The organism is Micromonospora pallida (assembly GCF_900090325.1).
Taxonomy (GTDB): domain Bacteria; phylum Actinomycetota; class Actinomycetes; order Mycobacteriales; family Micromonosporaceae; genus Micromonospora; species Micromonospora pallida.
The window spans coordinates 3077630-3090161 of record NZ_FMHW01000002.1; the positions used below are offsets into that span (position 1 = coordinate 3077630).

The 12532-nt window shown below is 70.6% G+C and carries 13 protein-coding genes; 4 read left to right on the forward strand and 9 right to left on the reverse strand.

Features of this window, described 5'->3' with window-relative positions; translation table 11 throughout:
* Positions 1-48: 48 nt before the first annotated feature.
* Positions 49-1773, reverse strand: a complete 1725-nt coding sequence (locus tag GA0074692_RS12325) for a class I adenylate-forming enzyme family protein (protein WP_218106635.1) — start codon at positions 1771-1773, stop codon at positions 49-51.
* 319 nt (positions 1774-2092) lie between these two features.
* Here GA0074692_RS12325 and GA0074692_RS12330 point away from each other — a divergent pair, with 319 nt between their 5' ends.
* From GA0074692_RS12330 to GA0074692_RS12345, 4 genes are all read left to right on the forward strand, one after another.
* On the forward strand, positions 2093-3820 hold the full coding sequence (locus GA0074692_RS12330) for a DUF8189 domain-containing protein (protein ID WP_176738427.1): 1728 nt from the start codon (positions 2093-2095) through the stop codon (positions 3818-3820).
* 66 nt (positions 3821-3886) lie between these two features.
* A complete protein-coding gene (locus tag GA0074692_RS12335) occupies positions 3887-4993 on the forward strand; it encodes a CapA family protein (RefSeq protein ID WP_141725250.1) in 1107 nt (368 codons plus the stop codon).
* Positions 4994-5126: 133 nt separating this feature from the next.
* Positions 5127-5789 (forward strand): GntR family transcriptional regulator, encoded by a 663-nt coding sequence (locus tag GA0074692_RS12340; RefSeq protein WP_091643645.1) that lies wholly within the window; start codon positions 5127-5129, stop codon positions 5787-5789.
* Positions 5786-7102, forward strand: coding sequence for an MFS transporter (locus tag GA0074692_RS12345; protein WP_091643650.1), 1317 nt, complete (start codon positions 5786-5788; stop codon positions 7100-7102). Before GA0074692_RS12340 ends, GA0074692_RS12345 begins: the two co-directional genes overlap by 4 nt.
* Before the next feature lie 121 nt (positions 7103-7223).
* On the opposite strand, the gene GA0074692_RS12350 is transcribed toward GA0074692_RS12345, so the two are convergent.
* Genes GA0074692_RS12350 through GA0074692_RS12380 form a run of 8 tightly spaced genes read right to left on the reverse strand, consistent with a single transcriptional unit; the run spans position 7224 to position 12524 of the window.
* Entirely contained in the window at positions 7224-8039 is an 816-nt protein-coding gene (locus GA0074692_RS12350) for an NAD(P)-dependent oxidoreductase (RefSeq protein WP_342672835.1), read from the reverse strand.
* Positions 8021-8587, reverse strand: coding sequence for an IclR family transcriptional regulator (locus tag GA0074692_RS12355; protein ID WP_425413386.1), 567 nt, complete (start codon positions 8585-8587; stop codon positions 8021-8023). Before GA0074692_RS12355 ends, GA0074692_RS12350 begins: the two co-directional genes overlap by 19 nt.
* Positions 8494-8811 (reverse strand): helix-turn-helix domain-containing protein, encoded by a 318-nt coding sequence (locus GA0074692_RS36915; RefSeq protein ID WP_091643660.1) that lies wholly within the window; start codon positions 8809-8811, stop codon positions 8494-8496. Before GA0074692_RS36915 ends, GA0074692_RS12355 begins: the two co-directional genes overlap by 94 nt.
* Positions 8812-8837: 26 nt before the next feature.
* Entirely contained in the window at positions 8838-9458 is a 621-nt protein-coding gene (locus GA0074692_RS12365; RefSeq protein WP_218106637.1) for an RraA family protein, read from the reverse strand.
* 20 nt (positions 9459-9478) lie between these two features.
* Positions 9479-10483, reverse strand: a complete 1005-nt coding sequence (locus tag GA0074692_RS12370; RefSeq protein WP_091643670.1) for a Bug family tripartite tricarboxylate transporter substrate binding protein — start codon at positions 10481-10483, stop codon at positions 9479-9481.
* 55 nt (positions 10484-10538) lie between these two features.
* Positions 10539-10706, reverse strand: a complete 168-nt coding sequence (locus GA0074692_RS35375; RefSeq protein WP_218106638.1) for a hypothetical protein — start codon at positions 10704-10706, stop codon at positions 10539-10541.
* Positions 10706-12028: a tripartite tricarboxylate transporter permease gene (locus GA0074692_RS12375; RefSeq protein ID WP_218106639.1), complete on the reverse strand. Its 1323-nt coding sequence runs from the start codon at positions 12026-12028 to the stop codon at positions 10706-10708. Before GA0074692_RS12375 ends, GA0074692_RS35375 begins: the two co-directional genes overlap by 1 nt.
* Positions 12029-12038: 10 nt before the next feature.
* Positions 12039-12524 (reverse strand): tripartite tricarboxylate transporter TctB family protein, encoded by a 486-nt coding sequence (locus GA0074692_RS12380; RefSeq protein WP_176738428.1) that lies wholly within the window; start codon positions 12522-12524, stop codon positions 12039-12041.
* Positions 12525-12532: the final 8 nt, after the last annotated feature.

Below are 12532 nucleotides of genomic sequence, written 5' to 3' on the forward strand. Positions count from 1 at the left end.
CCGGCGCAACCAGGCCGGCGCCGCATCCGGGTGATCAGAGATCGGCGGTCAGGTCCAGCGTCCGATACCGATCGCTTCGGCGCCGGAGAGCAGCTGCTCCCGGAGCGCCACCCGGCGGATCTTCCAGGTGCCGGTCCGGGGGAACTCGTCCCACCTGATCTGGATGGGCTCGGCCATCGGGCTCAGGTCGGCGACCGCACGTTCCCAGTCGGCCTTGTCCAGCGGCATGTCGTCCCTGGTGCTGACCACGGGGACCGGCAGGCCACCGGCGACCGGCAGGACGATGACCTCGGTGGTGTAGTCGATCCGGTCGAGGATCAGGTCCTCGAACTCGATGGCGCTGCCGTTGGGGATCCGGTCGATCTCCCGGTCCACGATCCGGACGGCCCCCCACTTGTTGATGATGCCGAGGTCGCCGGTGCTCCACCAGTTGCCGTTGCACTTCAGGTCGTGTCGATCCTGCTCACCGACGTAGGCGAGGCACCGTCCGGGCTGGTCGATCTCGATCATGCCGACCTGGCCGCGCGGGACCTCCTGCCCGGTCTCCGGATTCACCGACCGCATCTTCGCGTGGAACGGGATGGGCCAGCCGATCAGCTGGGTCGGCGGCGGCCGGTGTCCCCTGCGCCGCACCACGAACCGGAAGAACGGCCGGATGCAGAGCGCCCCGTTCTCGCTCTGGCTCCAGGACTGGACCCAGATCGGGAAGCGGCGCTTCGTGGCGGCCATGAAGGTGCGGATCGTCCGCGTGTGGATGGCGTCGAAGGAGTTGACGTACTCACGGACGTTGCTGAACAGCCCGGCGGGGTCCCGGGCCAGCGGCTCCCACGCGAGGTAGATGTTCGGCAGCGCCTCGACCAGCGTCGGCTTGTGTTCCGCCAGCAGCTCCCGCACCCGGGGCGAGAGCGGGTCGGAGAGGTAGATGATGCGCGGGCCGACCGCGGCCATCGCCAACTGCATCGTGGTGAGCCGTTCGTGCGTGTACGGGTCGCAGAACGCCACGGTGTCGCTGCGCCGGAGCCCGAACCGGGGCCACCGCTCGGTCTCCACGATCGCCATCGCCCAGATCGACTCAGCGGAGTGCATGACCAGCTTCGGCACCCCGGTGGTGCCCGAGGTGTGGGTGATGACCACCGGCTCGCTGAACTCACGCATGTTCGGCTGGACCGGCGGCGCGTCCTTGAAGTCGTCCAGGTGCAGGACGTCCGGTCGGTCCTCGACCGCGTCGACGCTGATCGTCCGGACGGTGAGGTTCGCGACCACCTCCGGCGTGATGCCGCACTTGTCGAGGTGCTTCCGGTCGGTCAGCAGGATCGGCCGCTCCAGCCGCTCCAGCATCGGAATCATCGCCTCGGGGCCGTACGACCCGGAGAACATGCAGGGAATGGCGCCGATCCGGGCGATCGCGCAGCCGAGCACGACGATGTCGAGGTGGTTCGCCTTGAGCACGGCCACCCGGTCCCACGGCCGGACGCCGGCCTGGTGCAGCCAGGCCGCTGCCCGGTCGACGAGTTCGGCCCACTGCGTGTAGGTGCGAACCTCGGGTCCGTCCGGGTCGATGTCCGCTGGACGGTCGACGATGACCAGTTCGTCCGGGGCGGTCTTCGCCGCCACGTGCCAGGTCTCGCCCATCTTGGAGTGTTTTGGCACGCGCGAGAACGGACTGAGCCGACGACGCCACCGGGTGGGCGTGAACTCCGTCAGGAACTTGGGGATGGGCCGCTGCGGCTCGGTGTCGTCGCCGCTGACCGTCGCTCCGGTGGGTGAGACCACCAGCGGGTCCTCCGTTCTCGGGGTACGGGAGGTCGGCTGATGATAGGCATCATCGGCCGCCGAAATGATCCGGTAACCATATCGACATCGCTCTGCCCAGGCCATGCCCGGACGGATGACAATCCGGCTCCGATGTGGCCACCCCTCACCAGGGCCGCCATTGTGGAGCACAGCCCGCGTAGAAGCCTGCCCGCAGTCGGGCAGCGCTCGGCGGTTCGGGACGGGAACCCGACCAAGATATACCCACCACAGTGGCCAGGAAGTTCTCATTGCCAGGTGCCGGGCCGTCGCCCGGCGCCTGCGACGAGGAGGCCTGTGGGTGCGAAGGATCGGGGTGGGGTGGCTGGCGGCGTTGAGCGTCGCGGGCACGATGCTGGTGGGCGCGCCGGCAGCGGCGCAGCCGGTGCCGGACGGCCCGGCGCTGGAGCGGATGAAGGTCCGGTTTGACCAGGCCACGATTGTGCCGGCCGAGGTGACCGGATGGCACACCGACGTGGACGGTCGGACACTGGTGGTCGAGGTGCTGCCGGGTGGAGCCGCGGCGGCCCGGCGGTTCGCCGAGGCCAACGGGGCACCGGAGAACACGGTGCGCGTCGTCGAGGCCGCCGGGCGCCCGCAGCAGCAGTCCGACCGGCTGGCCGGCGGCAACGGATACGTGATCGGCGGGACGGCGGGCTGCACGACCGGGTTCGCCGTGACGGAGAACATCAGTGGGGACGCCGGGTTCCTCACCGCCGGGCACTGCGCTCTCGAAACGCCCCCCGGGGCGCTCACCGCGCAGGGCCGGCCGCTCGGGGTCTGGGGCGGCTACTCCTTCCCGTACGCCGACATGGCCTGGGTGCGTACGTACGCCGACTGGCGTCCGACCGCCGAGGTGCTCGGCCTCGGCCCGGTCAACGGCGACGAGCCCGCCGCCGAGGGCACCACGGTCTGCCGTAGCGGCGCCACGACCGGCGTGCAGTGCGGGACCATCCTGACCAAGAACGCCACCATCGTGTACCACGGCCGGAACGGCGGCCCGGACAAGGTGGTCACCGGCCTGACGGTGACCGACGCCTGCTCCGGACCGGGCGACTCCGGTGGCCCCTACGTCGCCGGTGACCAGGCCCAGGGTGTGCTCTCCGGTGGCAAGGAGCTCCCCTGCAGCGACGAGGACTACCGGTCGTACTTCCAGCCGATCCGACCGATCCTGCACACCTTCGGCCTCACCCTGACCCGCTACTGGCAGGGCTGGACCGAGGTACCCGGCGGCCAGCTCGTCACCTCGAGCCCGGCGGTGACCACCTTCTCCTCCGGCGAGCACGTCTTCGCCCGCCGCGCCGACGGCCAGATCATCTACACCGTCCGCACGGGCACTCAGTGGTCGGGCTGGTTCCCGGTGCCCGGTGGCCGCACCACCCCCAGCGCACCGGCGGTCGCCGTCCACAACAACATGCTGTACCTCTTCGTACGCGACGACGCCGGCCGGATCCACGTCAACACGTCCACCCGCACGGCCTGGTCCGGCTGGACCGAGGTGCCGGGCGGCGGCACCAGCCCGAGCGCCCCCACCGCCGCGGTCGTCAACGGCGAACTGCACCTGATCGTGCGGGCCGGAAACGACAAGCTCGTCGAGAACGTCCACACCGCCACCGGCTGGTCCGGCTGGACCGTGCTGCCGGGCAACGGCGCCACCCCCGACGCGCCCGCCGTGACCGAGCTCAACGGCACGCTGCGCCTGGCCGTGCACGCCACCGACGGCCGTATCTACCTGAACACGTACGCGGCCGGCGCCTGGGCCGGCTGGGTCCCGGTGACCGGCAACGGCTGGACCGCCAGCCCGCTCGGCCTCACCAGTTACGACGGCCTGCTGCGCATGTTCGCCCGGGGCGGCAACGACCAGGTATATGCCATCGCCTCCGCCGGCACCAGTTTCAACCAATGGACGGAGCTGTCCGGCAACCGCACGACCCTGAGCGGCCCGGCGGCCAACATCTACGACGGCGACCTGCACCTGTTCGTCCGCGGGCTGGACAACAGGGTGTACGTCAACACCGGCCGAGCGTGACCCCAGGGTGCGGCGGCACCCGGTCGTCGGCAGGTGAGCGGGCGGTGTGACGGGGAAAGCAGCCGGATGCCCGACCTGACCCTCTTCCTCGGCGGCGACGTGATGACCGGCCGGGGCGTGGACGCGATCCTGCCCACCCCCGGCCCGCCCGAGCTGCGCGAACGGGCGGTACGGGACGCCCGCGACTACGTCGACCTCGCCCAGGCCGCCAACGGGCCGATCCCCCGCCCGGCGCCCCCGGCCTGGCCCTGGGGCGAGGCGCTCGACCTGCTCGACGACGTCCGCCCGGACGTACGGGTCGTCAACCTGGAGACCGCGGTGACCGGCCGGGGCACGCACGCACCGGCCAAGGCGATCCACTACCGGATGCACCCGGGGAACCTGGCCTGCCTCACCGCAGCCCGGCTCGACGTCTGCGCGTTGGCCAACAACCACGTCCTCGACTTCGGCCCGGTGGGGCTGACCGACACCCTCGACGCGCTGGCCGGCGCCGCCATCGCCACCGCCGGCGCGGGGCGGGACGCGGCGTCGGCCGGCGGCCCCACCCGGGTCCCGCTCGGCCAGGACCGGGACCTGCTCGTCTGGTCGGTGGCGGCGCCGTCCAGCGGCGTGCCCTCGTCCTGGGCGGCCACCGCCGGCACGCCCGGGGTGGCGTACCTGCCGGAGGTCTCGGCCGCCTCGGCGGACGCGCTGGCCGGGCGGATCGCCGCCGTGGCCGGGCCGGGCGACCGGGTGCTGGTCTCCGTGCACTGGGGCACCAACTGGGGGTACGACGTGCCGCCAGAACACGTCGACTTCGCCCACCGGCTGGTCGACGCCGGCGTGGACGTGGTGCACGGTCACTCGTCGCACCACCCCCGACCGGTGGAGGTGTACCGCGACCGGTTGGTCCTCTACGGCTGCGGCGACCTGATCGACGACTACGAGGGGATCGCCGGGCAGGAGGAGTACCGGCCACACCTACGGCTGCTGTGGCTGCCCACCCTCGATGCGGCCACCGGCGTGCTGCGGCGACTGCGGGCCGCCCCGATGCGGATGCGCCGGATGCGGTTGGCACGGGCCGCGCCGGACGAGACCCGCTGGTTGGCCGAGCTGCTCGACGGCTTCGGTCCGCCGTTCGCCCCCGGGTTCGCCGTCGCGTCCGACGGACTGCTGACCCTGCGCCCACACTGATCGTTTACTCGCGCTGACCGTGTGTTCACCCTGGTCAGGAGGCCCAACGGCCAGGCCGGGCCGGATCGTGGCCCACGCCACCTTCGGCCGGGGCGGCGACGGCACCACAACGAGACGGACGCACCATAGATACATGACGCATCCCTCCCCCTCGGGTCGAACGGTCGCGCCCTCGGCCGCCGACCGCGCCTACCAGTACCTCAAGCGCGCGATCCTCGAGCAGATCCACCCGGGCGGGTCGCTGGTCAGCGAGGGAGAGATCGCCGAGGCCACCGGGGTCTCCCGTACCCCGGTCCGGGAGGCGCTGCTGCGTTTGGAGGCCGAGGGAATGGTCCGGCTCTATCCGAAGCGGGGCGCGCTGATCCGGCCGGTCTCCGCCCGGGAGATGACCGACGTGATCGAGGCGCGACGGCTGGTCGAGTTGCACGCCGCCGAGCGGATCTGGCCCCGGCGCGCGGAGCTGCGGGCCGACCTCGCCGCCCGGCTGGCCGAGATGCGCGACGCGTACGCGGCCGGCGATCTGACCGCGCTGACGCAGGCCGACCGGGCGTTCCACGCCACGGTCGTGGAGGCGGCCGGCAACGAGATCCTCGCCGAGCTGTACCAGCGGCTGCGCGACCGGCAGTTGCTGATGGGAGAGGCCTTCTTCCGACTCTCCCCCGGCCGGGCCGAGAAGGCGATCGCCGAGCACACCGACCAGCTCGCCGCGCTCGACTCCGACGATCCCCAGCGGTGGCTCGCCGCCGTCGCCACGCACATCGACCAGGTCGCAGACGTGCTGCGAACACTGCGGTGAGCACACCGAGCACACCGAGCACACCGAGCGCTTCGGTCGCCCCGCGTCGGTCGGCGGCCGGCCTGGTCTGGGGCGTGGCGGTGACCGCGTACGTCGCCGCCGTGTTCCACCGCAGCTCGCTCGGCGTCACCGGCGTCGACGCGGCGCACCGCTTCGACATCAGCGCCTCGGCGCTGGCCACGTTCTCCATCGCCCAGCTCGCCGTGTACGCGGCGATGCAGATCCCGGTCGGCGTACTGCTCGACCGGTTCGGGTCCCGGCGACTGCTGATCGTCGGCGGCACGCTGATGGTCGTCGGTCAGTTGGGTTTCGCCCTCGCCACCGACGTGCCGCTCGCGATCGCCGCCCGGGTGCTGATCGGGCTCGGCGACGCGATGACCTTCATCAGCGTGCTGCGGATCGTGTCGCTGTGGTTCCCGGGGCGGCGCTACCCGATGATGACCCAGCTCACCGGCATGATCGGCCAGCTCGGGGCGATCCTCGGCGCCGTACCGCTGGTGGCCCTGCTGCACCGGGCGGGCTGGACCCCCGCGTTCGTCACCCTGGCGGCGGTGGGGGCGACGGTGCTGCTGATGGTCGTCGTCGCCGTCCGGGACACCCCCGGCGGGGAGGTCACGGCCGGCGCGGTGTCCACCCTCGTCGAGGTCCGGCGGAAACTCGCCGACGCGTGGGCTCAGCCGGGCACCCGACTGGGGCTCTGGACGCACTTCGTCACCCAGTTCTCCGGCTCCGTGTTCGGCCTGCTCTGGGGGTATCCGTTCCTGGTGCAGGGGCAGGGGCTCAGCCCGACCGCGGCGGCGTTGCTGATCACCCTGATGACCGTCGCCATGCTGGTGACCGGGCCGGTCGTCGCGCATTTCTGCGCCCGGCACCCGTTCCACCGCTCGGCGTTGGTGTTCGCGATCACCGGGGCCACCGCCGTGGTCTGGAGCGTCGTGCTCGCCTGGCCGGGGCGCGCGCCGGGCTGGCTGCTGGTCACGCTGGTGGTGGTGCTGGGGGTCAATGGACCGGGCTCCCTCATCGGGTTCGACTACGCGCGCAGCTTCAACCCGATCACCCGGATCGGCAGCGCCACCGGCGTCGTCAACGTCGGTGGTTTCGTCGCCTCGATCATGCTGGTGCTGGCCGTCGGCGTGGTGCTCGACCTGGCCACCCCGGCAGACCGGGACGCCCCGGACCTGACCGCGTTCCGGTGGGCCTTCGCCGTGCAGTACGTCCTCTGGGCGCTCGGCGCGGTCCAGGTGCTGCGCTACCGCAACGCCGCCCGCCGACACATCACTGCCCACGCCAAGGCTGCTGAGGCCCCCGCCTGACCGCCTCCCCCTCCCCACCCCGCCGCCCCACACCGATGATCAAGAAGTTCGCGTCAGCCGCCGTCGGCGTGTCGCGACGCGAACTTCCTGATCGACCGAGCGGCGGGGGTGGTGGGGTGGGTTACTGGGCTGCGGCGATGCGTCGCAGGGATGCCTCGGTGGCACGGGTCATCACCGGCGTGACTCCCAGGGACTCCAGATAGGCCGCGGTGTCCTTCATCTCGATGCTGCGCCGTTCGGCATGCAGCCTCGTGCCGGTGAGCAGGCGCTCGATGACGGCGTGCCCGTCTCCCGCCAACTGGGACGCGATCTGGTCGCGAGCCCACTGTTCGTAACCTGCGACACGACCGGCCTCGACTGCCTCCCAGATCGTGGAGGCAATTCCTTTCATGAAGACGCTGCGCAGCAGCTTGTGTGCCATGGCGGCGCCAGCCGGGGCGTCGAGCGGTTCGACCTTCGCGCCCACCGTGCGCATGAGCTTCTCGACCGCCCCGGCACCGGATCCGCTGACCATCAGGGGTGTGTGTGCCCCGTGCCAGGTGACCGGGCCGAGGATCGCGACGTCGGCGAAGGAGGCTCCGGTCGCTTCGACGACCCGAGCGAGTTGTTCCATCACCGCTGGCGCGGACGAGGTGAAGTCCGCATAGCAAACTCCGGACAGCAGGTACGGGGCGACCGCTCTCGCAATGCCGGGTGATGCGGCGGCACCGGTCATGACCAGTACGAACTCCGCGCCCGTGGCGGCCTCCTGCACGGAGCCGACCCGGCGTACGCCGTCCGGCGTGGGATTGTCTGCCGGGTCGACCCCGATCACCTCGTGACCCTGGTCCGCCAAGGCGGTGGCGTATCGGCCACCGGCCTCACCAAGGCCGATCACTGCGCACTTCACGGTTCGTTGCCTCCAAGCTCGTCGTTCTGTCAGCGGACCCGGGCGCACGCGGCGGCCAGGGCGCTCGCCGCGCGCCTCAGTTCTGGAACCCAGGTCTCCAGGTCCTCGATGGGATGACGCTCACTCGGGCCGGAGAGGGTGGCGACTCCGACAACCTCCCCGTCGGGACCGTGCACCGGCGCACTGGCTCCGGACGTCCCGGCGGCACGCTCGTTCACCGTGATGTTGTAGCCACGGGCGCGAATCAGGGCGAGTTGCGCGCGAAGGGCCTCCGGCGTGATGACCTCGCCTTCGGTCGTACGCATGGGGCCTGCGGTCCCGGTCAACTCCTCGAGTTCCACCTCCGTCATCCACGCCGCGAGGACCTTGCCGGCGCCCAGGTAGAGCGGCAGGCGCCGGCCGATCGGCAACTGGTATCGGAGCGGGTAGGTGCCTTCGATCCGGGCCACCACCACCCGCTCCATTCCGGAGCGCACGTGGTAGGAGGCGGTCAGCCCGGTCGTCACCGCAAGCTCCTGCAGGACCGGGGTGGCGGCCCGACTGACGCTGTCGGAAACGAGAAAGGCGTGCGCGGCGGCGAGAACCGCGACGCCGATCCGGTAACCCCGGCGTCGCTGGTCACGTAGTCCCTCTTCTGGAGGGTGGTGAGGATCCGCAACGCGGTCGCCCGGTGCAGACCGGTGGCACGGGCGATGTCGGACAGTCGCACCGGCCCTTCGTGTCTGGCGAGCGCGTCGAGAACATCCATTGCGCGTTCCAGCGATCGCATGTTGGATGCGCCCTTGCCCGGTGATTCCTGTGGGACGACCTCTGCCGCCATAACCGCTCCCTGTTCCGCCCGCTCGATTACCGACGGACTGTAGCGATCGCCGCGCGTCGCCTTGCCTCGTCGGCGAAGACCCCTTCCCCGGCGGCGGCGATGACCTCAGCGTCCGCCTGTGGTACCACGACGACTCCGTCCGCGTCGCCGACGACGATGTCTCCGGGACTGACCGCGACGCCGCCGACCGCGATGGTCACGCCGACCCGGCCGGGACCGTGCTTGTAGGGACCGGCCGGCGTGCAGGCTCGGGCGAACACCGGCATGCCGATGTCCGCCAGGTCGGCGGCGTCTCGTGCCGCACCGTCGAGGACGAAACCGGCCACGCCTGCCGCCGCTGCTCGTCCACCGATGAGTTCGCCGAGCAGTGCCCTCGTCTCGTCGCCCTGTCCGTTGACGACGATGACGTCTCCGGGCTTGGCGATCCGTAGTGCCGCGTGGACGGCCGCGTTGTCGCCGGCCCGCGTCCAGACGGTAAGGGCCGGCCCGGCGACCCGGGCACCCGACCAGATGGCCTGGATGCGGGAGTCGAGCGCGCCCAACCGTTCCATGGCGTCGCCGATGTTCGCCGCGGGCAGCGCGGCAAGGCGGCGGACCAGGTCCGGGCTCGGACGGGCAAAGTCGGCGGCTGCCGGCGAAACGCTCACGGTTTCCGTCATCGTCGTACTCACTTCTCGATCACGAGCGGAAGAACGGCCTTGACGGTCTCCTCCTGCTCGCTCCAGAACGTCTTGTAGTCGACTCCGCTCAGGTAGCTCGTCTGGAGACCCAGGGCCTTCATCTTGGATGCGACGGCGGGGTCCTCGATCGCCTTCTTGAGCGCGGCCTCCAACTTCGCGGCGACCTCCGCCGGCAGGCCGGCGGGCGCGGAGTACCCACGAGCGGTCGCGGAGATGACGTCGACGCCCTGCTCCTTGAACGTCGGCGTGTCGGGCAGGAACTCGCTGCGCTCCTCGCCCATCACCCCGAGCAGTTTGATCTTCTTCTGCTTCACCAGGTCGGTGACGTCACTGGCGCTGCCGACGTACACCTGCACGTGGCCGCCGAGGAAGGCGGCTATCGCCTGGGACGCGCCCTCCGAGAAGTGGACGAGCGCGAACTTCCCGCCGGTCTTCTGTTCGATGTCGACCGCGGCGAAGTGTTCGCCGGTCTGCAGACCGGTGGTGCTGGCGGTGATCTTGCCCGGGGTGGTCTTCGCCGCCGCGATCAGGTCCCCCAACGTGTGGTACGGGCTGTCGGGCGCGACCCCGACCACCGCCGGGTCGATCACCTGCATGCCGAGCGGCTGGAAACTCTCCCGGGTGTACTTGGCGCCCCGGGACTTGTCCAACGGGGACACCACCACGGACGGCGAGCCGGTGGCGCCGATGGTGTAGCCGTCGGGCTTGGCGCTGGTGAGCGCGGTGTAGCCGATCTGCCCGCCGGCGCCGGGCTTGTTGACCACCTCGACGTTGGTGCCGAGTTCCTTCTCCAGGATCGGAGCGACGAGCCGGGCGGCGGTGTCGACGGCGCCACCGGGCGCGAAGGAGACGACAAGCTCGATCGGCTTGCCCTTGCGGGGCCAGTTCCTGGCATCGCCCGCCGAGGACGCCGACCCGTTCGGGCCGCAGGCGGCCAGGGGCAGGCTGATCGCGAGTGCTGCCGTGACAGCGAGAAACGCTCTGGGACGCATGGCTTCTCCGATAACTGTGGGGGTTGGTGGTGGCGGGGGTCAGTGCCGCTCGGCGTCAGGTCTCCGGGTCCTCGTTGAGGGCAGCCGGCTTACGCAGCCGAAGCAGGGGGCTCACGGCGATGAGGACGCCGACGGCGAGCAGGACGACGGTCAGGGGACGGGTGAGGAAGATGCTGAAGCTGCCCTGCGAGATGTCGAGGGACTCCCGCAGCGACCGCTCCATCAGTGGCCCGAGGACCAGGGTGAGGACCAGCGGGGCGAGGGGATGTCGAGACGCCGCATGGCAAGCCCGACGACCCCGAAGAGAATCATGACGAAGACGTCGAACACGCTGTAGTTGATCGTGTACGAGCCCACCACGAGGAAGAGCAGGATCAGGGCGGTGAGGACCTTCTCGGGAATCCGGAGGATCGCCGTCCAGAGCCGCACCAGCGGGACGTTGAGCACCAGCAGGATGACATTGCCGATGAACAAACTCGCGATGATGGCCCACGCCACCTCGGAATGCTCGGTGAACAACGTCGGGCCAGGAGTCAGGCCCTGCTGGAGAAAGGCGCCCATGAGGACCGCGATCGTCGGCGACGCGGGAATGCCGAGGGTGAACAGCGGAATGAGCGCGCCGTTGGCGTGGGCGTTGTTGGCGGTTTCGGGCCCGGCGACACCTTCCACGGCACCCGAGCCGAGTTCGTCACGGTAACGCGAGAACTTCCGCTCCGCCCCGTACGACAGCAGCGACGAGACGGACCCGGTCATACCCGGAATCAGACCGAGGGCGAACCCCACACCGGTCCCACGGGCTATCGCCGGTGCGCTGCGCCGCAGGTCGGTACGCGTGGGCAGCAGTCCCCGCATGCCCGGGGTGGACAGCCGGGTACGGCCACCCGCCGCGGTCATGAGCACCTCGGACAGGCCGAAGAGACCGACGATGACCGCCACGAAACTGACCCCGTCGAGAAGACGTTCACTGCCGAAGGTGAACCGGGGCGCGCCGACCACGGGATCGATACCGACCATCGCGATCAGCAGGCCGAGCACTCCGGAGATCAGCGCGCGGACCATGCTCTTTCCCGCCAACGCGACGAGCAGCGAGATGCCCACCACCATGAGGGCGAAGAACTCCGGCGGACCGATCTTCAGCCCCAGCGAACCCAGCGGACGGGCCGCGATGACAAGACCGACAGTGGCGATCACGCCACCCACGAACGATCCGATGGCCGCGATGGTCAGGGCCACTCCGGCGCGGCCCTGTTTGGTCATCGCGTAGCCGTCGATCGTGGTGATGGCCGAGGCCGCCTCACCGGGGGTGTTCAGCAGGACGCTGGTGATCGTGCCGCCGTACGCGGTGCCGTAGAAAATCGCGGCCAGCATGATGATCGCGCTGGTCGGCTCCATGTTCAACGTGAGCGGAATGAGAAGCGCGACGCCCGCCACCGGACCGATACCGGGCAGCACACCGATCAATGTGCCGAGCAGACAGCCGATGAGGGCGAACAGCAGGTTCTGCGGGGAGAGCGCGGCGGCGAACCCGCCCAGGAGTTCGTTCACGACGTCCACGTCACACCCCCAGCCAGGTCAACGGCGGCACGGTGGCGTACGGCAGCGGCACCAGCAGGACGTCGTTGAAGAGGTGGAACGTGCCGACGCTGCCCACCACGGCGACGACGACCGACGTGAGCCACCGGCGCCGACCCATGACCCTCAGGTAGAAGAGCAGAAACAGCAGCATGCTGACCTGAAAGCCCAGGAAGTCCAGCACGACCGCGAGCACGACCAGCGAGGCGATGGTGACTGCCGGCCGCCGCCACGGGTAAGGCTCCCGGGCAGCGCCACCGCCGGCGGCACGGCGGGTCTGGACGAACCAGGCGACGCTCAACAGGACCAGGGCCAACGCCAGGACCAGCGGGAAGAAGCCGGGGCCGGGGCCGTGCGAGGCCCAGAGGCCCAGCGCGCGGGCCGAGACGACGACGTACAGGGCGATGGCGATCAGGACCGCCTGCGCCGCCCAGGCGCCGATCGGGCGTTCGTCGCGCTCCGCTTTCATGGCGGCTT